Here is a 23008-nt window from a genome sequence, read left to right as displayed (position 1 = left end):
GCTTTCGCTTGTGCCGGCCCTACGCGCTGGCTTCGGGTTGGCTGGCTGCGAGGTCGTTGAGGGCCCCGTTCACGACGTACCAGGACACGGTGAGCGTGTCGCGGTCGGGAGTGTGCGCCTCGCGGAACTCACGCCGTGGGTGGACGAAATTGCGGTACTTGCAAACGGCCTGGCTGAAGCGTTCCATGTCGACGTCGATCCAGCCCGCCTGGTGGCAGATGTCGATAAGGGCCTTGAGGCCGATGAAATTGGGGTCCTTGTTGCCCAGCAGGGAGGCGTCGCGCTCCTCAATCACCGTAAGCAGGACGCCTTCGAGGAGGCTGCCCAGCATGATGATGGCCGCGACGTGAGCTCCGTTGGCGTAGCAGGTGCGGGCTTCGTCCAGGCGGCGCTGGAGCAGCGCGGCCATACGCGGCTCACGGATGATCTCGGCCATGGTGGCCTTGAGCTCGACCGGTGCCTGCTGGCCCGGGTGCGCCATTGCTGGGTCGCAGACGACAACCCTGGGTCGGCCGCCGGGGTTCTCCAAGCGGAAGCCTTCGTGTACGAGGAAGGTGTTGACCGCGTTGACGACGGTTGGGAGGACGTCGGGTTCTTCGAGGTATTCGCGCGCGTCCGCGAGTCTGATGAGCACCTTCTCCAGCTCAGTGGGGTTTTCGCGACGTGCCATGAGTAGCTGGAGCGTCCACTGGCCCCGGGACTCGCCGTCGTACTCGGGCACGTTGCGCCACCCGGCGTTCTCCAGGAAGTGGGCGATCTCGAAGCCCCTGCGGTAGTAGAGGTGGTCGTCGCCGCAGATGACGCGAGCCAGCTCCTTCAAGGTGTTGCCGTCGAGCGGGCCCAGAACGGTTTCCTGCGTCATGCGGCGTCCTCCGTGGTGTCGTCGTCGGTCTGTTCGTCCCCAGTGCCCTCGTCATCGGTGAGCCCGTCGCTCGAGGAGAGATCGAGTGGCTTCCACCCAGCGTTGGAGCTGACCGGTTGGCTTGCTTTCGCGGACCGCGTGTAGTTCGCGGGCCGGATCCCCTGGCGGTCGAGTTCTTCCCACAAGCCGTCGATTGCCGCGACGGGATCGAAGCGGAAGTCGCTCTCCCGTACCCGCCAGAACTTCCAGCCCACGCGTTTCAGTTCGCGGTCCCGCCGTTGGTCGCTCTCGATCTGCTCCCGCGTTGCGTGGTGGAAGGCGTCACCGTCGCACTCAACGGCGAGCCGACCGCGGGCTCCTACCACCACCAGGTCGATGCGCTTGCTGCCGGCTGGGAACTGCGGGACCACGTGATAGCCCCGTTTCTTGATCTCCAGGTACACCTGCTGTTCGAAGAGCGAGTCGAACGGAGCCCTCCGGATGTCGGGCAGCACTGGTCCGATGTCGTCGGCGGCCTCCAGCGCTGTGGGCGGGTTCTCCATGTACGTCAGGAGGTTGAGCCGTATGTCGTGTGGCTTGAGACGGTCCGGCGGGACCGAGTAGAAGAGCCACATCTGGTCCTGAGCCCTGCTGGCGGCGACGTTGTACGCCTGCTGCTCGTTCTTGTTCCCGCCCGCTGCACGCGGCGGGTTCGTCACGACCATGGACAGTAGGATGACGTGGCGCTCGTCGCCCTGGAACGAGGCCGCGTTGCCGACGCGTATCTGGTGCTGCTCGCGCACGGTGGCCGGCAGCCGCTGCTCGATGAGGTTCTCCAGGAGCTTGATCTGTCCGAAGCCCTGGAGCACGATCACGCCCATGGTCTTGTCCTGGTAGGCGGGGTCCTTGGCCAGGCGGGCCAGGCAGTCGACGATCGCCTCGGCCTCCTTGGGGTTGTGGACACGGCTGTCGCGGCCCGCAACCACGGCGCCTTCGACGAAGTGGGTACGCAACGGGTCGAGCCGTTCGGCGCCGTACTGGCGCAAGGGCAGGAGCTTGTTGTCGTAGAAGGTGCTGGAGGACCAGTTGATGATCTCGGGCACACAGCGGAAGTGCTCTTCGAGGCGGATCACCTGCGGGAAGAAGTTGCACAGCAACTGGTAGAGGTTGGCGTGCGGCATATAGAGCTGGCGCAGCCGGGTGGGCATGTCCGGCAGATGGGCGGCCAGCTTGTCCTGGATGGCTTGCAGACGGCCCTGGCCCGTGACGGCGGGCGCGCACTGCTTGTCGTCACCGACGACGATCACGCGGGGAGCCAGCCACAGGAGGAACAATGCGTCCATGCCTGCCTGGCTGGCCTCGTCGATGATGACGACGTCGAAGGCGTCCCGCTTCGCCTGCACCATCTCGGCGACCTGAGGGATGGGCATGACCCATGCGGGAACCGCGCCCTGGGCCACGGACATCGCATCGCGTGCCGCGGCTCGGAAGCGTCCCGCATGCCGCCCCTTGCCCTTGCCGACGGACGCCATGTGTGTCCGGTACGCCTGGAGCGCCGAGTGCTGTTCCTGTGTCATCCGCTCCAAGCAGTGCAACCGACCCCAGGCCGCAGCGAGTTCACCGGTCACATGCTCCAGCCGGGCTTCGTGTTCGCTCAGGTCGCCTTCGAGTTTGCGCTCCAGACCGGGCGTGCGCTGCTTGTCCATGAACTGCGAAGCCTTTGCCCATGCCCACGCCCGTTCCAGGGACCCCAGCCGTTCCTCCCAGTCAGGATCGTCGGCGCTGTCGACGATGCGGCCTGCGAGCAGAGGGTGGCTGGCGCGTAGGGCGCCCAGCAGTTCGGCGCACCGACGCGTGCGGTGCTCCCGCCTGTGCGCGGCGGCCAGTGCCTCTATGGCCTCGGCATAGGTGTCCACGTCCTGGTCGCGAAGGGCCTGTACGAGTGCCATGGCCTCCGTGGACGGTTGCGTGCCACTGACGGGGGCGCAAAGGAGCTCGTCCCAAGCGGCCAGCTGCGCGACCGCCTCGTCGGCGGCTTGTCGGCCATGGAGCGCGGCGACGCCGGCGTTGAAGTCCTGCCACGTCCGGCGGGAGGTGATCTTCAGGCGTACACCGTGACGTACGAGAAGCTCGTCGATACGTTCCCGGGCTGAGCCGAATGTCTGTACGTACTCGAGGCACGCGGCCCGTGCCGTCAGTTCGGTCAGGCGTACCTCCACGTCTCCTGGGGGGACCACGGCATTTACCTGTTGCCAGCGTGTGGCCGCGCCGGCGAGGGTGGAGTGGGCCCGGAGGTGCGCCAGTATTGCGTCCAGGTCCTCGGCCGTCTGCGGCGCGCGGCCGTCGACGGTGCAGGAGTCCAGCAACTCCCGAGCGTTCTTCTGCGCCTTGCTCGGGAACCGGCGTCGCAGAGTGTTCCCTGCGGCCAGGTGGGCCCGGAGCGCGGTGCCGGCGGTCGCCAGCTGGCTGGCCTTCTGGGCGGATAGGTTCTCGGGCACGGTCACCAGGCGCAGACCCAGCGCGTCCACATCCCGCGAGACCTCGCGGATGTCGTCGGTGATGGCTGCCACGCGCTGCCACAGTCCGAGGTCGGATCGGGAGAGCCGGTCCGTCAGCGCCCGGGTGATCCAGGAATCCGGATCCCAGCGTGTGGCGTCGGCAGGCACCCCGAGGTGATGAAGGGCCGTCTCGCAGGCATCGAGCAGAGAGGCCAGTTCGGCAGTCACAGACGCGTCGAGATGGGCGAGTACGTTCCGGTTTTCGACAGCCTCCGCGGACAGACCCTCGTCGCTGAGCCGGCTGGCCGCGAAGACGTCCGCGATGAGCTTGGGTGAAGGAAGCTCGTCAGGGACAGGCAGCGCGCCGCCCGCGCGCGGCTCAGCCGCGCCGTCACGCAGCAGGAGGAGGAGTTCCTGGACCTGCTCGGAGGCCAGTGGAGGGACGTCCTCGGCGGTGTCCGGGAGAGGGCTGATCCACCCGAACTCCTCGGCACCGGTGTGGACCCGCTCCACGATCTCTGCGAGCGTTCCCGCGTATCCCGGTGCCACGCTCCGATGCCGGTACTCGGCCTCTCGGAGCGAGATCACCTGCTCCGTGAGCGTCTCGATCCGGCCCCGTACCTCGTCCCTTTCGCCGGTGAGGCGGCGGATCTCGGCGCGTAGTTCGTCGCGGTCGCTGGTGGCCACCTGGTCGGTGAGTGCGTTGATGGTGCGTTCCAGCTCGCCCGCGCCGTCGTGGCGTGTGGAGCTAAGCAGCAGGACGCACAAGTCCCTCACTGGGGGAGGAAGTTTGTCCCGCAGGACGGTCAGAGCCTGGTCGCGGGCGCTGGTGACGAGCACCCGCTGGCCCTGTGCCAGCAACGCGGAGACAAGGTTGGCGATCGTGTGGGTCTTGCCCGTGCCGGGCGGCCCCTGGACCACCACGCCGGTGTCGCGCTCCAGGCGCCCCAGCACGCTGCGCTGCTGTGCGTTCGTCTTGCCGGGGAAGAGAGGATCGTCACCGAAGAGCGGCGCCCTCTGGGTTCCGTCCCAGGCGGATCGGTCGTCGGCCTCAATCGTCATAGCCATTTGGGCCAGGCCGAGCGGCGCACGGCCCTCCGAGGCCACCGCTTCCGCGATCTGGTCGTAGAACCGCAGCAGAGAGTTGAGGTTGCGGGGGCGCATGACTAGGGCGGGCGCGTAGGTGAGACGCGCCCCCGGCTCAGGTGCGCGGGGTGGCTCCCACGCCGCACTGAAGCCCATGGGACGTGTGGTCGCCCGCTCCTGCCACTGCGCCAGTTGCTCCAGCGCCTCGGACCCCAGTGGATCCATCCCGCGAGCGGTGATCTCTTCCGAGAGAGCGGCCCCGCGCTCGCGTACCCATCCGTCGTCACTGTCCAGGAAGTCCTGGTCTTCGAGCCGCAGGGCGCTCTCTGACGACAGCCGCACCGTCAGCCTCGCCGTGCGGCGGTCCACCGACGTCTCCACCCGATGGGTGAACAGATGGCGGTGCACCGTGTCTTCGTTCGGACCAGTCCAGGTCAACAGCCCTATGCTCAGGACAAGTTCCGTCTGATCGTCCTCCTGGGCTAGCTTCTGGTGCCACGCGTAGACCCGGTCGTAGAGTTCGCGGAGCGGCCGCTCCGCACGCTCACGCTCCGCCCACCTGCGCCAGCGATCCAGCCACGTTCCATAGGTCCGCAGCACGTCACCGGCCTCTTCACGACGAAGGGTGCCTTCCTCCTCCAACCGCTCCCTTTCGTCCGCGACACGCACCAGTTCGCGCCCGGGACCCTCCTCCGCGAGAGGAGGATCACCCCCGTCGGGGTCCAGGCAGCGCGTCGGCTCCACCCAGCCGTCGAGCGAGGCGGGCAGGTCGGGCGGCGCGCTCTGCGGCACGTGGTCGAGTGTCAGCAGCACGCCGTCATCGCGCGGCGTCGGCCTGCGGACGGGCTCTGGCAGCCGGGCTAGCCACAGGCGTTCACGGCTGCGGTCGTCACGCTGTCGCTGGTGGCTGCTGTGGACCACGTCGCGTAGGAAGTTGACCAGCCCTGCTGTCTGCCCGATGACGTCAGGATCACTCGCGTGGCGTCGCGGAACGTTCACCATTCTCCTTCTCGGCCGCTGACGAACGTTTCAGGATGAGGGTCGGTCGGGGTCGCAGCAACGGGCTCCGGGCAGGATGACCGGATCGGCTTCACAGCTTCGGCGCCATGCACGTCGCCGAATGGGCTGGTCGCGGACGTGCCGATCGGTCTGACGGAAGCGCGCTCACAGGGCTCTCTTCAGGTACCTCTGCGCAGGTGGAAGCGATACGGGGCCGTCGAGAGAATCATGATCGCAGGGGCCCGCATACGGCGCCTACCCTCATGTGTGGCACTGCGGGCGGACCGAACGACAGCTTCGGTTCGCGATGAACGATGACCGGTTATGGCGCAAACTGGATGTCAAGCTTCACAACTGCATTCGGCTCGGTCGTCCTCGTCGCTGTCCTGGCGGCGCCCACGTCGGCTACTCACACACCGCGACCAAGCCTCCTAGACTGCCGCCGTCGCTGTGGTCGCCGCGACCCTCGTGGCCCTTGCCGAGTAACGGTGACGACGGAAGACCGGAACTGTGATCTTTGTGGGACAGGGGTGCTGCCTCAATCGAAGGCAAGATCGCGGAAGGCGTTGCGGACGTCGGTATGAGGCTGGCGATCGCGCGTGTAGTAGAGCCTGTTGGTCAGCAGCACCGCCTACCGCGGGGAGAGGGTGAGATGCTGTTTACCGCTCCCCAGGGCGGGCCGCTGCGGGCGCGCAACTTCCGCCAGCGGTTCTTCGCCCCGGCGGTGGCCAAGGCGGGCCTTGGCCACCTCAAGCTCACGCCGCACAAGCTGCGCCACACGGCGGCCTCGCTGGCCATCGCCAGCGGCGCGGACGTCAACGTCGTCCAGACGATGCTCGGCCACAAGTCCGCGACGCTGACGCTGGACACGTACGGCCATCTCTTCCCAGACCGGCTCGACGAGGTCTCGAAGAAGATGCACAAGCGTCGTGCCAAGCAGTTGGCCAAGGCGAAGGCCAGGTTGGAGAAGGCGGAGAGGAAGGCACGCAAGGCTGCGGAGGCCGTTGCCGTCCTGGAGGACAGCGCAGCTTGATGAACACGTCGGCGGGAGAGCCCATGACCTTGAACTGAGTGCCCGAGTTGATCCTAGAGTTATCTCCCGCCCTGGGGCAGGGAGTTGCAACGCCTGAGGGTCTTACGGCACTATCGCTGGCCAGGCCGGATAGGCGGCCTGTCCCGGCACCGCGCTGCCCCATCTGCGGTGCCAACAGAGGGACGAAGAAGCCAGCGCTGCACCTGTCGTAGTCGAAATCTGCTCTTGCGCGCCCACGCTCGGGCGACCCGGTCAGTTTTCGAGTGCTCAGGGGCGGCAGCACTCGAGGACGGATCGAACCATGGCTGCTGGTGGTCGTCTCACCCGCCTTGCTCGCACCCGAAGCTGCTACTCGGGGGAGCCGTTTCAATACGCCTCAGAGGCACTTCGGGCTCATCGTCAGGTTCCATTCCTCCCGGATGCGCACGGCGAACAAGCACTCCTCGAAGCTCAGGTGATGAAGGAGCTCGGCCGCGGAGGGGAGTGGTGGGCACACCCGGTGGGAATCGCCGGCGTGCGTCTAACGCCGGGGCAATCCGTCGTGGTCCTAGATAGTCACAGCGGGTCCCGCCCTGGCCGGAAGTTCCCGATGGCCGACTATGCGCTGGCACATCTGCTTCCGTCTGCAGAGCCCGGCGTCCAGGTCGACGGTGTGATGCGGCTGCGTGTCATCGGTGTCCGCAACGTGGATCTTCACCTCAAACTGGTCAACAGCGACAGCCGATTGGTGCTGAGGGGAGCCCCGGGCACCCGTTGGCGCCCCTTGCTCGCACAACGAAGGCGTGACCTGGAAGAGGGCGGCTTTGTGCCCTTGTGGGATGAGGCTGAGCCATCAACCTACGAGCTGGAGGACGAGCGTGAGTTCGCCTCACTCGTGCAAACGGATCGGGATCTGGCATGGCTCGGCTCAGGGCTCCTTCGCCGCATCGCGATCTTCCAGAACTTCAGCACTGCTTACTCGACTCGATCCTGGATCACCGGGGATGAGTGGATCTTCGAGCTGGATACGCATCGCGACGTATCTCTCGCACATGACGCATTTCTCGACCGCCTCATGGACGATGTCTGGGGCTTGCCACTGAGGATCACGCGTCGCCACTGCGACTGCAGCCTGCAGGGGACAGCATGGCGGGGCTATCAGTGCACGTACTACCTGGAGCACCAGCGTCCCGATGTGCCAGGGGTAATGCAGATCCGCTTTCGGTGGGGGGACCCTGTTTACGGCGACGATGCGCGACAGAGGCTGGAAGACCTCAACGCCGATCGAGATTGGCTCGACAGAGTGCTGCCACGCCGAATCGGTCGGCCCAGTGGCCCGGCTGTGCGGGAGGGCGGATCCCGATGAACTGGGACAGCCTTGCTCTGTTGATCCTGGCTCTGTCAGGTGCCCTGAGTCTGCTGCTGTCGCAGGCACGCGATGTCTTGGCGAAGACAGCAGAGGTCATCCATGCGTGGCGTGAAGTTCGGCAGAGCCTGCGGGCAGAGGGAAGGGTCCAGAGCCAGCAGGACCCGCCAGGCGATTGAGGCCGCTGATCGCTGGCGAGCCGTGGCGGCGTGAGCAACGAGACCTGCTTCGTCCCGACATACAAGCCGCTGAGACCGTGACCACCATCGACGAAGGTGCAGCATGACGTGTGCGTGATCCGTGCCGGGGAGGGGTAGCCAAGGGGCTTCCCCCGAACCAGCCAGGCCAGCTGCGCGCTCAGTGGCCTTCACGGAAGGCCCGGTCCATCGCCTCGGCAGCGGCGTCCGCGGCAAGGCGCTCGATCTCTTCGGGCACGTCCCGCTCGTCGATGACGAAGAGCCGACCACCGACGAGGTGGGTGGTCGGCTTCCAACCGAGACGGCGGCCCGCCTCCCGAGCAGCACGCCGGACGTCCTTGAGCTCGCCCATCTCGGAGAGGTTGTCGGCGCTCAAGATCAGATGCCCGTAGTACCCCTCGTACTGGGGCTTGAGGGCATCTCGCATCAGGGACTTCAGGCGGTCGACCAGGTTCTCGTACCGGCGCCGGGCCAGCTCGTCCTTCATGGGCATCGTCTGCCGCTCCCCACCCTCTGCGCGCACGCCATGTGTGCCATATACGTGCTGCGAGACCGGAGGCCCCGCCGCCCGTTAGGACGACAGGGCCTCTGACCTGGTGTTTCTCTGTGCCCCCGGCAGGATTCGAACCTGCGACACCCGCTTTAGGAGAGCGGTGCTCTATCCCCTGAGCTACGGAGGCTTGCGGTGGGCTGGCTGGTGAGAGCCATGCCACCGCGGACAGTGTAGCGGGTGGCGTGTGGCGTGAGGTCCGTAGGTGGGGGCGGCCAGGCGTAGCCGACGTGGATGAGAGGCCCGCCCTCCCAGCAGCCAGCAGCCAGCAGCCAGCAGCCAGTGCAGCAGCCAGCAGCCAGTGGGCAGCGGTGGCTGAGGGTTAGGAGGCCTGGCGGCTGCTTTGCCGGGAGTGTGCGTCGTCGTAGCGGGCGCGGCCGGCGGCCGCTGTGGCGGTCAGGGGGATGGTGAGCACCGCGGCGAGCAGGAACAGGCCCCGGTACGCGTGGCGCTCGGCCGCCTGCGCGGCGAAGGTGCTGGCCAGCGCGCTGCCGACGTAGAGAGCCACCCCGAACATCGCGACCCCGGTGGCGCGGGCCGCGGGCGCCAGGGTGGTGGCCCAGGACTGGATGGTGGAGTGCATGAACGACCAGCCGCCACCCAGGAGCAGGGCGGTCACCACCAGTGCCGGGACGGACAGGCTCGCCGCGGCGACCGCGTAGGCCACGGCCATCTGGATGCCGCCGACCAGGATGATCACAGGCGGCTTCCACTGGCCGACGAGGCGCTTGACCATCTGGGCCGCGGCCATGGAGCCGGCGCCATAGAGCGCCGCCACCGCGCCGGCCAGCGCGGTCGGCACGCCCCGGTCCTCCAGCGCCGGGGCCAGGTAGGTCAGGAACCCCAGAAGCACGGCCCCTTCCAGCAGCGCCACGGCCATCACGTACCACTGCCACCGGGACCGCATGACCACGGCGATCGGGGCCAGCAGGGAACCGGAAGGCTCGCGTTCGGGTTCGGGCAGCCGGCGCAGGGCCACCGCGAGGTAGGCGGCGAGCAGCCCCGGCAGCGCGAAGACCAGGCGCCAGCTCACATAGTGCGCCAGGGCTCCGGCCACCACCGTGGCCACTGACGTGCCCAGGGCGAAAGCGGTCATGAGTTCGCTGAGCGGGCGCTGCCGGACCTCGGCGGGGACGGTGTCGCCCACGTACGTCAGCGAGGCGGCGATGGAAGCGGCGAAGCAGGCCCCCGCCACGGCGCGGGTGACGATGAGCGCGGTGGCGCCGGTGGCCAGCGCCGAGCAGAGCGCGGCGACCGCCGCCCCGGCGAGCGAGACCCGCATCACCCGGACCCGGCCCATCCGGTCGCTGGCGAGCCCCCACACCGGCTGCATCAGGCCGTAGCACAGATAGTACGTACTGGCCGCCAGTACCACGGTCGAGAAGGCGACGCCGAGTTGAGAGCCGATCAGCACCAGCATGGGCGCGATGCAGAAGCGGTCGAAGTTGCTGACGAATCCGGCCATGCGCAACAGCCGGAGTGAACATGCCGACAGAGAGGTCGTGTTGAGCGCGGTGGTGGTGGACATGGCGGCGTATCTCCGTTCTTCATACACGTACCGCCCAGCCCACCATTGGTTCCGAGCCCGCTGTCGGCTCAGAGGATTACCATCGCTGACAGCCTTTCGCGCCGCTCGGTGATCAAGGAGAAGACAGCCCTCTTGACGTCTCGGGACTCTTCGGCGAACACGCCACGCAAGGAACTCGGCGCCTTTCTGCGTTCCCGCCGGGAGCGGCTGGCTCCCGGCCGGTTGGGCCTGCCGGAGTCCCCGCGCAGGCGCACGCCCGGACTGCGCCGTGCCGAGGTGGCGGAGCTGGCCGGGATCAGCGCGTCCTGGTACGCGTGGCTGGAGCAGGGCAGGGTGCGCACCTCGGAGCAGGTGCTGCGCGCGGTGGCGCGCGCACTGCGCCTGGACGCGGTGGAGACCGCGCATGTGCTGTCCTTCATGGAGGACGCCACCGCGGCCGAGGAGCCGTCCCCCGGCTGGGTGTCGCGGAACCTGCTGTCGCTGGTGGAGGCGCTGTCGCCCAATCCCGCCGCGGTCCTCGATCCGCACTGGGATCTGCTGGCGTGGAACGCCGGCTACGCGGCGCTGCTGACCGACCCGGCGCGACTGCCGCCGAAGCGACGCAACCTGCTGTGGCTGGTGTTCCGCTGGCCGCCGTCCCGCACCCTGTTGGCGGAGTGGGAGCCGGACGCCCGTGCGCTCCTCGGCCAGTTCCGCGCCACCGCGGCCCACCATCCCGACGACCCTCGGTACGCCGAGATCATCCGAGAGATCATGGACGACCCGGACGCGGCCCGGTGGTACGACCGGCGGGAGACGGCGGCCTTCCGGCCCTCGGTACGGCGCTTTCGGCATCCCGCCGCGGGTGAACTGCGGTTGCGGTACGTCAAGCTGGCCGCCGTCGACCAGCCCGGCCATCACCTCCTGGCCTATGTGCCCGACGACCGGGCCGCCGAAGCCGCCGTCCGCAAGCTCACCGAGGCGGCATGAGGTGTGAAGACGTGTGGGGGAAAGAGTAAGCCGCCGGGGGCCCAGCGCTGCCCGGCCGGCATGGAAACCGGCAGCGTGGGCCGCCCGGCGGCGGCTTCGGGGAGGTGGCTTTGGGGAGGGTGGGTACGAGGAAGGTGGGTTCGGCGCGGCGGGCTTGTCTCCGTCGCACCGGCCCGCCCCCGCCTACCCCCCGCGTACCTCCCCCGCGAACCGCGCGATCGGGTTCTCCAGCGTCCCCACGAGCTGGAGCGCTCCCGCCGGGTCCGACAGGTCGACCATCTGCTCGTTGTTCCGCAGCTGGAGGCGGTTCAGGCAGGACAGGGCGAAGGATTCCGTGAACATGTCGTACTGCCGGAACTTCTCCGCCAGGTGCGGCACCGACCTCTCGTACTCCGCCACGCACGCGGCGACCGCGCGCCAGAAGGCGTCCTCCGTCAGCGTGCCGTCGTCCGCCAGTGTGGCGCTCAGGAAGCGGAAGAAGCAGTCGAAGACGTCCGTGAAGATCGACAGGAGCTTCTTGTCGTCGGGGACGTCGGCGCGGATGCGCTGGACCGCCGGCGGGAGGGCCGCGTCCGGGTCCATGACCGCGATCTCCTCGGCGATGTCCTTGAAGATCGCCCGCTGTACGGTTCCGGCCTCGTCCAAGGCCAGGATCACGTTCTCGCCGTGCGGCATGAAGACCAGGTCGTACGCGTAGAAGCTGTGCAGCAGCGGGGTGAGGTAGGCCCGCAGGTAGCGGCGCAGCCACTCCTGGGGCGGCAGGCCCGAGCGGGTGATCAGGGCCGCCGCCAGGGAGCGGCCCTCGGCGTCGGTGTGCAGGAGGGACGCCATGGTCGCCAGGCGCTCGCCCGGCTCCAGGGCCGGGACCGGGCTCTCGCGCCAGAGCGCGGCCAGCATCTTGCGGTACGGGGAGTAGCGATCGGTCGCGGCCTCGTACCTGCGGTGGCGGTAGCCGATCGCCGCCCGCTCGCGGATGACCGTCAGGCCCGTCGCGCGGAAGGTCTCATCAGCGGCGATCAGGGACGCGAGCCAGTCGTTGATCGCCGGGGTGGCCTCCATGTACGCGGCCGACAGGCCCCGCATGAAGCCCATGTTGAGGACCGACAGGGCGGTCTTGACGTAGTGCTTGGACGGGGCGGTGGTGTTGAAGAAGGTACGGATGGACTGCTGCGCGAGGTAGGCGTCCGGCCCCGTGCCCAGGTACACCAGGCGGCGCTCGGCCACCTCCGCCGCGAACGTCACCGACATCTTGTTCCACCACTGCCACGGGTGGACCGGGATGAGCAGGTAGTCGGCCGCGTTCAGGCCCAGGTCGGTCAGGGTCTTCGCGAAGCCCTCCAGCACCTCCTGGCCCAGCTCTGCGCGCATCAGGCCGTCGTAGTCCAGGTCCGCGGCGCAGGTGAACGTGGCATGGTCGCGGTGGCCGGCCAGCCAGACCAGACGGACCTCGGACGCGGCCTCCGGGGCGTAGGCGTGGTACTCGTGCACCCCGAAGCCCAGCCGGCCGTTGTTGGCGACGAAGCACGGGTGGCCCTCGGTCATCCCCGTCTCGATCGCCTGGAAGTCCGCCGCGGCCAGCTCGGCGGCGCTCACCGGCTCCTTGGCGAGCTTGTACGCCGAGCCGGCGAGCGTGGAGCTGATCTCCTCCAGGTAGACCGGCAGGATCCGGTCGCTGAGGCCCAGCGCGCCGCGCAGCTCGATGAAGAACTCCAGGGCGTCGAGGGGCAGTTCGGCGCCGTCCCGGTGGCGCGTGATGCTCTCCGCCGCCACCTGCCAGTGGTCCAGGGCGCGCCGCCGCGCCCGGAAGCGGTACTCCGTCGTGCCGTCGTCGCCTCGCACCACGTAGCGGCCGTCCGGCAGCGGCTCCGGGGCCAGCAGGCGTTCGTGCGCGAACTCCGCCAGCGCCTTGCGGATCAGCTGCCTGCCCGCCCGGTCCCAGAGTTCGGGGGTGAGGTGCGCCACCGCCTCCTGGGCGTCCATCCGCGGGGGCATACCGGAGGTCATGCCCGGGGTCGTACCGGAGGTCGTGCCGGGGGTCATACCGTTACTCCTTGCGTGGCCATGAACTGCTCGCGCGTGCAGACGCTCAGCAGCGCCTCCTTCTCCGGCTTCACGATCGGACCGACCACCTCGAAGCCGACCGCGGCGTTCAGCGCGTGCACCGCCGTGTTGCGGATGTCGGGCTCGACCACGACGCGCCGGGCGCGCGGATCGGCGAAGACCAGCTCCATCACGGTCGTGATCACGGCATGGGTGAATCCGTGCAGCGGGGTGTCGGTCGGCGCGCACAGGAAGTGCATGCCGACGTCTCCCTCCTGGGGCTCGTACAGGCCGACCAGCTCCACGTGTGCCGGGTCGTAGCGCTCCACGAGGAACGCCGGGCGGCCCTGGTGCAGCCCCAGATACGCGTCGTGGTGCGGGTGGTCGGCGATCCTGCGGTACTCGTGCGCCACGTCCGCCACGTCCGCGTCCAGCATCATCCAGTACGCCGACTTGGGGTGGGTCAGCCAGCCGTGCAGCAGTTCCGCGTCGCCTTCCGGGGACAGGGGACTCACGGCGAACTCGCCCAGCCTCGCGTCCGTACGGGTGAGGATCCGGGAGTGGAGAGTCTCGCTCATATCGACGTGCCCTCCGGCGCGGAGAACTCCTGGAAGGCGATGGACTTCTCCACCGGATAGTGCTCCCGGCCCAGCAGCTCGCGGATGATGCACGCGTTGCGGTACGGGCCCATGCCCAGGTCCGGCGAGGTGACGCTGTGCGCGTGCGCGGCGCTGTTCTGCAGGAAGATCCCGCGGCCCGTGGTGTCGACGCTGTAGTTCCGGGCGACGTCGAAGCGGCCGCGGCCGTCCCAGCGCAGCCGGTCGCGGACCGGCTCCAGGAAGGCGGGCACGCGGTAGCGGTAGCCGGTCGCGAGCACCAGGCCCTGCGTGGTGAGGGAGAAGTCGCGCTCCTGCTCGTGCTGGCGCAGGCCGAGGGTGTACGTGCCGCTCGCCGCGTCGTACGAGGCGCTCGCCAGCTCCGTGTTCGTCATCAGCCGGGTCGGCACCGGGCCGCTGACGCTCTTCTCGTACAGCAGGTCGAAGATGCTGTTGATCAGGTCCGCGTTGATGCCCTTGAACAGGCCCTTCTGCTCGGACTCCAGGCGGTACCGGGTCTCCTCCGGGAGGGCGTGGAAGTAGTCCACGTACTCCGGCGACGTCATCTCCAGCGTCAGCTTGGTGTATTCGAGCGGGAAGAACCGCGGGGAGCGGGTGACCCAGTTCAGGCGGTAGCCGTGCGCGTCGATGTCCTGGAGCAGGTCGTAGTAGATCTCGGCGGCGCTCTGGCCGCTGCCGACGATCGTGATGCTGTCCTTGGCCTGGAGCGCGGCCTTCTCCCTGAGGTAGCGGGAGTTGTGGAACAGGTCCCCGCCGATGCCGTCGCAGGCCGCGGGCATGTACGGCGGCGTGCCGGTGCCCAGGACCAGGTGCCGGGCGCGGTGGACCTGCCGCTCGCCGGTGGCCGCCTGGACGCTGTGCACGAGGTAGAGCGCGGCGGCCTCGTCGTAGGTGACCTCGGTGACCTCGTGGCCGAAGCGGACGCTGCGCAGCCGGGAGGCGGCCCAGCGGCAGTAGTCGTTGTACTCCGTACGCAGCGGATAGAACAGCTCGCGGATGTAGAACGGGTACAGCCGCCCGTTCTCCTTCAGGTAGTTGAGGAAGGAGTACGGGGACGTGGGGTCGGCCAGGGTGACCAGGTCGGCCATGAACGGCGTCTGGAGGTGGCTGCTGCTCAGCAGCATGTCCGGGTGCCAGTCGAAGCGGGGCTTGCGCTCCAGGAAGAGCCCGTCGAGTTCGTCGATCGGCTCGGTCAGGCAGGCGAGGCCGAGGTTGAAGGGGCCGAGCCCGATCGCGATGAAGTCGTGGGTGGTGGTCGTGCTCACGTGCGGTTCTCCGTTGCGGGTGGTGCGTCAGCCGGCGCGGCGGGCGGGCTGGAGGGAGGCGTGCTCGGCGGCGGCGTACTCGGCGTTGTGCTCGTTGAGATAGCGGCCCGCGTGCTCGGCGAGCAGATCGAGGACGTGCGCGATGTCGTCCAGCGACGTCTCCGGGTTCAGCAAGGTGAACTTCAGGTAGTGGGCCCCGTCGACCTTGGTGCCCGCGACGACGGCCGCTCCGGAGGCCGCCAGGGCCTCGCGGGCGTACAGGTTCGCCTGGTCGGCCAGCGCGCGGGCCGGGCCGTTCGGGGGCAGATAGCGGAAGACGAGCGTGCTCAGCTGGGGCTTGACGACGACCTCGAAGCGCGGGTCCTGGTCCAGCAGCTCCCAGCCGCCTGCCGCCCGGTCGACCACCTCGTCGAAGAGGTCGCCGATCGCGTCCGCACCCATGACGCGCAGCGTCATCCAGAGCTTGAGCGCGTCGAAGCGGCGGGTGGTCTGGAGGGATTTGTCGACCTGGTTGGGGATGCGCTGCTCGACCATCCGCGCCGGGTTGAGGTAGTCGGCGTGGTACGTGACGTGGCGCAGCGTGGCCGCGTCCCGGACCAGTACGGCGCTCGAACTGACCGGCTGGAAGAAGGACTTGTGGTAGTCGACCGTCACCGAGTCGGCGCGCTCGATGCCGTCCAGCAGGTGGCGCCGGGTGCGGGAGGCGAGCAGCCCGCAGCCGTACGCGGCGTCGACGTGGAACCAGGTGCCGGCCCACGCGCACAGGTCGGCGATCCGCGGCATCGGGTCGATGGAACCGAAGTCGGTGGTGCCCGCGGTGGCGACGACGGCCATCACGATCAGGCCGTCGCGGCGGCACCGGTCCAGTTCGCGGGCGAGCGCGGCGGGCCGCATCCGCCGTTCGCGGTCGGTCTCCACGGCGATGACGGCGTCCGGGCCGAGCCCCAGGAGTTTCGCGGACTTCCGCACGCTGAAGTGGCTGGCCTCGGAGGCGAGGACGCGCAGCCGCGGCAGGATCTCGTGCCGGGAGGGCGGCTCAGTGGCGCTCTCGGCTGCCCGGGCGCTCTCCACGGCCCGGGCGCAGGCCTCCTCGCGGGCGAGCAGCAGGGCCTGGAAGTTGGACTGGGTCCCGCCGCTGGTGAAGACGCCGTCCGCGGCCGGGCCGAGCCCGATGCGCTCGGCGGTCCAGTCGATCAGCCGCCGCTCGATGAGGGTGCCGCCCGCGCTCTGGTCCCAGGTGTCGAGGGAGGAGTTGACGGCCGACAGGACCGCTTCGCCGAGCAGTGCGGGGATGACGACGGGGCAGTTGAGGTGGGCCAGATAGCGCGGGTGGTGGAAGTAGACGGCGTCCCGGAGATAGACGTCCTCCAGCTCGTCCAGGGCGGCGGCCGCGTTGCCCAGCGGCTGGTCGAGGTCGATACCGCAGACGCGGGGGGCGAGCTCGGCGGGGGTGATGCCGGTGAACGGGCGGCCGGTGCCGGCGATGGTGTCGGCGACCAGCGCGGCGCCGTCGGCCAGGACGCGCCGGTAGCGCTCCGCCGTACGGTCGTTGAACAGGTGTGACCTGCTGTCCGTCGTGCTGTCCGCCGCGCCGGGTACGGGCCCTGTCGAGGGGGCGTCGGCGGTCTGCGCGAGGAGACTCACGGTCGGTCCTTTCTGGTTTCGGGCATGGGGGTGCCCGGGTGCGGGCATGGGGGGTGCCCAGGTGGGGTGAGTGAGGCAGGGCGGCGCCCTGAAGAGGCATGGCGGTGCCGTGGCGTGGGCGTGACGGCGCCTGGAGGGTGCGGGGGGTCTGTGGGCAGGGCGGGAGAACCCGCCGGCTGTTCGGGAGTCGGTCGGCGGCGGGGTCGGCCGTTCGGTGGTGGTGAGGCCGGCGTCCGGTGGGGTGAGGTCGGCCGTCCGGTTGTGGCGGGGGCGGTCGTTCGGTGGTGGTGAGGCCGGTCGCCCCGTGGCGTGAGGTCGGGTCGCCCCGTGGCGTGCGGTCGGCCGTCCGGTGGCCTGGGGGCGGTTGTCCGGTGCCGGAGGTGGCTCGGAGCCGGCCGACCGTCGGCTCGCGGCCCTCCGTACGGTGCTCCGGGGTCAGTCGTCCGCGGGCGCGACGCCCGCCACGGCCTCCTCGACGAGTTGCTCCTCGGTGGCGCCCCGGCGCCAGTAGCCGGTGAACATCACGCGCTTGCGGTCGAAGCCGCGGTCGCCGACGAGATGACGGCGCAGCGCCCGTACGGTGCCGGACTCGCCGGCGATCCACGCGTACGGCGTCCCCTCGGGCAGGTCGGTGCCGCGGACCGCGTCCAGGACCAGGCCGTCGCGCCGGCCGGTCGCCCGGTCGCGTACCAGCCAGGTGATCTCGGCGGTCGCGGAGGTGGGCAGCTGCTGGATGTCCTCGGCATGCGGGACCTCGATCCAGACGCGTGCCGTGGTGCTCTCCGGCAGCGCTTCGATGATCCCGGCGACGGCGGGCAGGGCGGTCTCGTCACCGGTGATCAGTACCCACTCGGTGTCGGCCGGCGGGCGGAAGTCCACGCCGCCGTTGTCAGCGACGACCGGGCCGAGCAGCACGGCGCGGTCGCCGGGCTCGGCCCGGGCGGCCCAGCGGGAGGCCGGGCCGCCGGCCTCGTCCGCCGCCGGACCCGCGCCGTGCAGCGCGAAGTCGACGTCGACCTCGTCCGGATCGCGGCGCTGCGCGCGCACGGTGTACGAGCGCATGATGCCGCGCTCGTCCGGGTCCATGGCCCGGTACTGCGGGAACCAGTCCTCACCGGCCTCGGTGGGGACCAGCGGCACGTCCTGGTGGGGGTGTGGGAGGAAGAGTTTGAACCGCTGGTCGCGGCCGCCGGAGACGAACTCGGCCAGCTGTGGGCCACCGAACGTGATCCGGATCATGGAGCGCCCCAGGAGCCGCGTCCGCACGACGTGGACGTCGAAGAAGCGGAACGGGAGCGCGGCGGCGGCTTCGTCCGCGGCGGCGGCTTCGGTAGCGGCTTCGGTGGTGGCTTCTGCTGTGGTCATGGGAGAGGCCTCTTCCTTTCACGTGCCGGGGGGTGAGGGCCCGGGGTCCGTGGGGACCGGGTGGTCCGGGCCGGCGGACGGGGAAGTGTCCGCCGGCCCGGCCGGTCAGCGGACCTTCTTGGCGTCCTGGATGGCCTTGGTGAGGGACTCGATGAGCGGGGTGGCACCGGCGTAGCTGAAGCGCGGCTCGCTGCTCCACGGGGCGATCTGGCCGGCCTTGACGGCGGGCAGCTGCTTCCACGTGGGCTTGGCAGCGAGGTCCTTGGGCTGCAGTGTCCCGGTGCGGTTGTCGAGGAAGAGCAGGTCGGCGTCGTACTGGTCAGCGTTCTCCCAGCTCAGGGACTGGAAGTAGCCGTTCTCGTCCAGCTTCTCGGGTACCACGAAGTCCACGCCGAGCTCGCGGAAGTAGATGAGGTCGGCGTTGGCCTTGGGGTTGGAGACGTAGAACAGGTCGGGGTTGCCGGAGCAGGCCATGACCCTGATCCGGCTGGACTTGGCGGTCTTGCGCAGCGTCTCGGAGGCCTTCTCGAAGCGAGCCTTGGCGTCGGTGACCTTCTTGGCCTTGAGGTCGGCGCCGAGGGACTCGGCCAGTTCGGCGTAGCGCTTGATGGGCTCCAGCATGGAGACCCTGGCGGTGGAGATGGCGAGGGTCGGGGCCAGGTCGAAGATCTTCTTCTTGCTGGCCTCGGGGACATAGAACAGGGCCCCGGGGTCGTACATGTTGCTGATGAGCAGCTGGGGATCGAGGCCGACGTACTCCTCGACGCTGAACTTGTCGTACTCGTTGCCCAGGATCTTCACCCGGTTGACGTCCAGGTCGCCGGCCATCGGGTCCGGCTTGCCGTTCGGGAGCTTGGTCGGGCCGAAGACGCCGACGATCTGGTCGTCGACGCCGAAGTCGTGCAGGGCGGCGGCCACGGGGGTGTAGGCGACGATCCGCTGCGGGGTGCCGTCCAGGCTCACCGTCTTCTTACGGTCGTCGGTGAAGGACCAGGCGCCGCCCTTGCCGCTGTCCGAACCGCCGCCGGACTTCGAGCCCTTGTCGTCGCCGCAGGCGGTGACCAGGGCACCGAGGCCGACGGCGCCACCTGCGGCGAGCAGACCGCGGCGGGAGAGGGAGAGGGCTCTGGAGGGGCGCATGGCGGGAGTCTTTCGTTCGATGCGGACGCGGGGACGGACCGCTGGACCAAGTTCGAAGTTAGGTTAGCCTAACCAACTTGTTTGTCCAGCGGCGGGGGTCCCTGTCCGCTGCGACTCCGCTGGGGGCCAGGCCGCGAACCAGGCCGCGAACCAGGCTCGAATCGGGCCTCGGGCCAGGCCTCGAATCAGGCCCCGAACTGCCAGATGACCGACTGATCCGCCGTCACGAGGGCTGCCAGGACGAGGAGATCGGCCGCGCCGAGGGTGATGCCGAGCAGCGCCCGGCCGCGGCGTCCGGTCCCGCGGGCCAGCGCGAGGCCGCCGAGGATGATCGCGCACGGCCCGAAGACCAGATTGAACAGCAGAAGGCCGATCAGGCCCATGACGAACGAGGCGACGGCCATGCCGTCGGCGTCGGTGCGGCGCCAGGCGGTCGGGCTGGTGATGTCCATCGGTCAGCTCCTTTTCTGCGCGATGCGCTCGCGGAGGAAGAAGACGAGCAGCCAGGTGCCGATGACGGCCGAGGCCGCGAGGAACACCGGGAGCGGGGTGTGTGCCGCCGCGCCCAGGAGGATTCCCATCAGGAGGAGAGCTGCGACGAGGAAGATCATGTGCGGCCTTTCTCGGGTGCGGATGGCCTGCGTGTTTCGGTTCAGTGAACAGTTGGGATGACAACTGTTCACTGACTTCTTCATCCTACGCTGGCCAAAGTGAGAGAACGGTTGTTTACTGAATGACATGAGTCACACCCTCGGGGTCCGGCAGGCCCAGAAGCAGAAGACCCGGCAGGCACTCCTCGACGCGGCCCTGCGGCTGCTCGAGGACCAGAGCCTGAGCAGTCTGGGGCTGCGCGAGGTGACCCGGGTGGTGGGCGTCGCCCCGGCCGCCTTCTACCGGCACTTCCGGGACATGGCCGACCTCGGCGTCGCCCTTGTGGAGGAGGCGCTCGGCAGTCTGCACGGCCTGGTCCGCGCGATACTCGCCGAGCAGAGCGGGGACGACGAGCGGATCGACGCCACGGTGGCGGTCGTCGCCGAGCACGTGCGCCGCCACCCCGCCCACGTCCGCTTCATCGCCCGCGAACGGCACGGCGGCGTACGTCCGGTGCGGGAGGCCATCGCGGCGCAGCTCGGCAGGTTCGCCGACGAGGTCGCGGAGGCGTTCGCGGGCCCGCTGGTCGCGGAGGGCTGGAGCGCCGAGGACGTCCAGATGCTCGCGGAGCTGTACGTCGACCACATGGTGATGACGGCGACGGCGTTCCTGGAGGCGGGGGGCGAGGCCGAGGCCGAGCGGCGTATCGCCCGGGTCGCCCGGCGGCAGTTGCGCCTGATCAGCCTCGGCCGCCGTCATTGGGCCGAGGTGTGAGCGGAACCCCACCGGGGGTCCGGTGCCGTTCTGCCCGGGTGTGTCATTCGGAGCGCGTGACCTTCACCCGGTAGCCGCCGTCCGCGTCCCGCCCTGTCACGGCGATCCGGAGGCCGTGTTCACGGTCGTCCAGGTGTCCACCGGGCTGGTATGTCGCGTCGCTCAGCTCCGGGTGCACGTTCGGTTCGCGGGTGCAGCCGCCGCTGTCCGCCGTGGCGTCCAGGACGGTGATCGGGGCCTCGCCCGAGTCGGCCCGGGCGTCCACCCGGGAGATCAGGACCCCCGGCCTGCAGACGCCCTCGTCGTTCCCCTCGTTCGTACGGACCTCGATCGCGTACCCCGCGGAGTCCGACAGGGGGACGAAGACCAGCTTGGTGCCGCCGTCGGGGCGCCCGAGCGGGCTGATGCCGTAGGTCGAGACGCCGGGCTGGGAGGCGCACGCCACCTGGTCCGGGGTCAGCCAGCCGAGCTTCCACTTGTGCCAGGCGAACAGGTCGTTGCCCGCGCCCCAGTCCTCGCTCATCACGTCCCAGTGCCCGGCGTGGTCCGCGCCGTGTGCCGTATAGAGGTCGGGGAGGCCGAAGGCGTGGCCGTTCTCGTGCGGCAGGACGCGGAAGCCGTTCGCGGCGAAGGAGCCGGTGCCGTCGTCCTGGCGGCTGTAGATGAAGGAGGCGTTGGCGAGCGGGACGCCGTCCGCGCGGGGAGCCTCCTGGTTTCCCGAGAAGGTCACCGACAGGACGGTGTGCGCGGCGGGTGGCCCCGCGTTGGGTGTGATCAGCACGTTGACCAGGTCGTAGCGGCGGAAGTCGACCAGTGGATCGGCGGCCCGCGCGAGGTCTCGGAGCAGTTTCCGGTAGCCCGGTTCGAAGGTGCTGCCGCGCTCGATGCCGTACGAGTGGAAGGGGCGGGGCATCCGCAGCCAGCGGTCGACCGGCGTCGCCGGCCGGTAGTCCAGCCGTCCGTACGAGCTGCGGGCGAACCACTGCGCGGTCCGCGGGAAGAACTCCGCGAAGCGCCTGCGCGCGGTCCCCTCGCCGGGTACGTCGGGGAAGTCGATCATGAGGGTGAGGGCGTGGACCGTGCCGGTGCTGCGGCTGTAGCCCGGCCCGGTGGGCATGCCCTCCGACATCCGGGTGTCCTGGCCGGGGGCGAGTGGGCACGGTGGGCCGTCATCCGGGGTGGCGGACCCCGGCAGGGCGGGCGCCCGGGCGGCGGGCGGCCCCGGCCGTGCGCCGTTGGAGGCGGCCGGAGCGCCGATCGCGAGGACGAGGGTGGCGGTGGCGGCGAGCGCCGCGCGGCGGGCGGGTATCCGGCCCCGGGGGTCCCGGGGCCGACGTATTCGCCGGCCCCGTATTCGCGGCCCTCGTGGGTGTTGGTTCTTCATTGCCGACCACGGTGCGGGGGCCGGGAGGGCGGTGCTCGCGCGGCGCGGCCGAACGGGTGGCGGTCCTGAACCGCCCGGGTGGAGTCCGGGCCCGGGAGGTGTGAAACCCGCTCCGCTCGAACGTGACGCAGATCACACGAGCGCCGTGAAATATCCGGGGATGGTCTCCCCGTTTAAGCGAGTGTTCGGCGAAACGGGGAGTCGGTCCCCGGAAGCCGGGCGCTATGACGAGACAGGCGTTGCGACGTGAGACGTGAGTTGCCAAGACGAGCGTCACGGCGACGCACCGCAGATGACGTGAGGGAAGGAGTGCCGCTCGTGGCCGCCAGCACCGCCGGGAACGCCGTACAGGCCGCTGCCGGAAGCGCCTCCGAGGCAGCGGGGATCGGCAAGGCGGCCAAGGCCGCCGCCGACAAGAACGCCGCCCGAGTCGCCGCCAAGGCGGCTGCCAAGGCCGCGCAGCCCCGGCTGCGCGCGGACGCGCTGCGCAACCGGGAGCGGATCATCGCGGCCGCCCGCGAGGTGCTCGTCGAGTACGGGGCGGAGGTCCCCCTCGATGAAATCGCTCGACGAGCGGGCGTCGGCAATGCCACGATCTATCGGCACTTCGCGGATCGTCGCGAGCTGATCCACCATGTCACCCTCTCGGTCATGGGCCGCATCGCGGACCAGGCCGAGGCGGCCCGAGCTGAGGAGACCGATGCCTTCCAGGCGCTGCGGCGGTTTGTGCACGCGGCGGCTGACGAGCGCATCGGGGCCCTGTGCCCGTTGCTCTCCGACGGGGCCGACAGAGACCACCCCGACCATGTAGCCGCCCGGGGGCGGCTCGAAGCCGCCATCGAGGCGCTCATGCGGAGCGCGCGCGACACCGGCCAGCTGCGCGCCGACATCGACGTCGGTGACCTCATGGTCGCCCTGACCCAGCTCACCCGGCCGCTGCCGGGGTGGGGGTCTCCCCGGACAGGGTCCGGGGGAGGGTGCGTGAACTTCGACCTCTTCGTGCACCGGCATCTCCAGCTGTTCCTGGACGGCCTGATGACGCCGGCGCGCTCCGAACTACCCGGCTCCGCCGCGACCTTGGAGGACCTGCGACGCCAGCAGTCATGACCGGATCGGGGAAATCCGTCCCGTAGCCCGCCTCT

At 69.6% G+C, this 23008-nt stretch carries 18 protein-coding genes and 1 tRNA gene; 5 read left to right on the top strand and 14 right to left on the bottom strand.

Translation table 11 applies throughout. The annotated features are described in order from the left end of the window. Nucleotides 1-19: 19 nt before the first annotated feature. Complete coding sequence (locus ACQUSR_RS12435) at nt 20-862, bottom strand: hypothetical protein (RefSeq protein ID WP_431042639.1); 843 nt, start codon at nt 860-862, stop codon at nt 20-22. After that, on the bottom strand, nt 859-5427 hold the full coding sequence (locus ACQUSR_RS12430) for an AAA domain-containing protein (protein WP_431042638.1): 4569 nt from the start codon (nt 5425-5427) through the stop codon (nt 859-861). The genes ACQUSR_RS12435 and ACQUSR_RS12430 overlap by 4 nt, the downstream gene beginning before the upstream one ends. A gap of 589 nt (nt 5428-6016) precedes the next feature. Between ACQUSR_RS12430 and ACQUSR_RS12425 the strand changes: the two genes are divergently transcribed. Together ACQUSR_RS12425 and ACQUSR_RS12420 are read left to right on the top strand one after the other, a co-directional pair. Next, on the top strand, nt 6017-6457 hold the full coding sequence (locus tag ACQUSR_RS12425) for a tyrosine-type recombinase/integrase (protein ID WP_431047539.1): 441 nt from the start codon (nt 6017-6019) through the stop codon (nt 6455-6457). Nucleotides 6458-7046: 589 nt separating this feature from the next. Continuing rightward, a complete protein-coding gene (locus tag ACQUSR_RS12420; protein ID WP_431042637.1) occupies nt 7047-7802 on the top strand; it encodes a hypothetical protein in 756 nt (251 codons plus the stop codon). Nucleotides 7803-8159: 357 nt separating this feature from the next. Here the strand turns inward: ACQUSR_RS12420 and ACQUSR_RS12415 are convergent, their stop codons facing one another. The 3 genes from ACQUSR_RS12415 to ACQUSR_RS12405 all read right to left on the bottom strand — a co-directional run bounded on the left by ACQUSR_RS12415 (nt 8160) and on the right by ACQUSR_RS12405 (nt 10077). Next, a complete protein-coding gene (locus ACQUSR_RS12415) occupies nt 8160-8492 on the bottom strand; it encodes a hypothetical protein (protein ID WP_431042636.1) in 333 nt (110 codons plus the stop codon). A 114-nt stretch (nt 8493-8606) separates the two neighbouring features. Continuing rightward, nucleotides 8607-8679: transfer RNA gene (locus ACQUSR_RS12410), tRNA-Arg, on the bottom strand. A gap of 192 nt (nt 8680-8871) precedes the next feature. Beyond that, nucleotides 8872-10077: an MFS transporter gene (locus ACQUSR_RS12405; protein ID WP_431042635.1), complete on the bottom strand. Its 1206-nt coding sequence runs from the start codon at nt 10075-10077 to the stop codon at nt 8872-8874. Between the two features lie 132 nt (nt 10078-10209). Between ACQUSR_RS12405 and ACQUSR_RS12400 the strand changes: the two genes are divergently transcribed. Beyond that, nucleotides 10210-11046 (top strand): helix-turn-helix domain-containing protein, encoded by an 837-nt coding sequence (locus tag ACQUSR_RS12400; RefSeq protein ID WP_431042634.1) that lies wholly within the window; start codon nt 10210-10212, stop codon nt 11044-11046. Nucleotides 11047-11229: 183 nt separating this feature from the next. Here the strand turns inward: ACQUSR_RS12400 and ACQUSR_RS12395 are convergent, their stop codons facing one another. From ACQUSR_RS12395 to ACQUSR_RS12360, 8 genes are all read right to left on the bottom strand, one after another. Further along, nucleotides 11230-13026 (bottom strand): IucA/IucC family protein, encoded by a 1797-nt coding sequence (locus ACQUSR_RS12395; protein WP_431047537.1) that lies wholly within the window; start codon nt 13024-13026, stop codon nt 11230-11232. A 56-nt stretch (nt 13027-13082) separates the two neighbouring features. After that, nucleotides 13083-13664 carry a GNAT family N-acetyltransferase gene (locus tag ACQUSR_RS12390; RefSeq protein ID WP_431042633.1) on the bottom strand — a complete coding sequence of 194 codons (582 nt, stop codon included), beginning with the start codon at nt 13662-13664 and terminating at the stop codon, nt 13083-13085. Then, nucleotides 13661-14968 (bottom strand): lysine N(6)-hydroxylase/L-ornithine N(5)-oxygenase family protein, encoded by a 1308-nt coding sequence (locus ACQUSR_RS12385; RefSeq protein ID WP_431042632.1) that lies wholly within the window; start codon nt 14966-14968, stop codon nt 13661-13663. The genes ACQUSR_RS12390 and ACQUSR_RS12385 overlap by 4 nt, the downstream gene beginning before the upstream one ends. Nucleotides 14969-14995: 27 nt before the next feature. Then, complete coding sequence (locus ACQUSR_RS12380; RefSeq protein ID WP_431042631.1) at nt 14996-16612, bottom strand: pyridoxal phosphate-dependent decarboxylase family protein; 1617 nt, start codon at nt 16610-16612, stop codon at nt 14996-14998. Nucleotides 16613-17047: 435 nt separating this feature from the next. Continuing rightward, complete coding sequence (locus ACQUSR_RS12375) at nt 17048-17977, bottom strand: siderophore-interacting protein (RefSeq protein WP_431042630.1); 930 nt, start codon at nt 17975-17977, stop codon at nt 17048-17050. A 105-nt stretch (nt 17978-18082) separates the two neighbouring features. Continuing rightward, nucleotides 18083-19117, bottom strand: coding sequence for an ABC transporter substrate-binding protein (locus ACQUSR_RS12370; protein WP_431042629.1), 1035 nt, complete (start codon nt 19115-19117; stop codon nt 18083-18085). 185 nt (nt 19118-19302) lie between these two features. Beyond that, complete coding sequence (locus tag ACQUSR_RS12365; protein WP_431042628.1) at nt 19303-19569, bottom strand: DUF4190 domain-containing protein; 267 nt, start codon at nt 19567-19569, stop codon at nt 19303-19305. Nucleotides 19570-19572: 3 nt separating this feature from the next. Next, nucleotides 19573-19728, bottom strand: a complete 156-nt coding sequence (locus ACQUSR_RS12360; protein ID WP_431042627.1) for a hypothetical protein — start codon at nt 19726-19728, stop codon at nt 19573-19575. 127 nt (nt 19729-19855) lie between these two features. On the opposite strand from ACQUSR_RS12360, the gene ACQUSR_RS12355 reads away from it, so the two are divergent. Beyond that, complete coding sequence (locus ACQUSR_RS12355) at nt 19856-20482, top strand: TetR family transcriptional regulator (RefSeq protein WP_431042626.1); 627 nt, start codon at nt 19856-19858, stop codon at nt 20480-20482. 43 nt (nt 20483-20525) lie between these two features. Here ACQUSR_RS12355 and ACQUSR_RS12350 read toward each other — a convergent pair whose 3' ends face one another. Next, complete coding sequence (locus ACQUSR_RS12350) at nt 20526-21866, bottom strand: M6 family metalloprotease domain-containing protein (RefSeq protein WP_431042625.1); 1341 nt, start codon at nt 21864-21866, stop codon at nt 20526-20528. Between the two features lie 468 nt (nt 21867-22334). Between ACQUSR_RS12350 and ACQUSR_RS12345 the strand changes: the two genes are divergently transcribed. Beyond that, complete coding sequence (locus ACQUSR_RS12345) at nt 22335-22973, top strand: TetR/AcrR family transcriptional regulator (RefSeq protein WP_431047535.1); 639 nt, start codon at nt 22335-22337, stop codon at nt 22971-22973. Nucleotides 22974-23008 lie beyond the last annotated feature (35 nt).

The organism is Streptomyces sp. P1-3 (assembly GCF_050613155.1).
In the GTDB taxonomy this organism is placed as follows: Bacteria; Actinomycetota; Actinomycetes; order Streptomycetales; family Streptomycetaceae; genus Streptomyces.
This window is presented reverse-complemented; position numbering and strand designations above follow the sequence as displayed.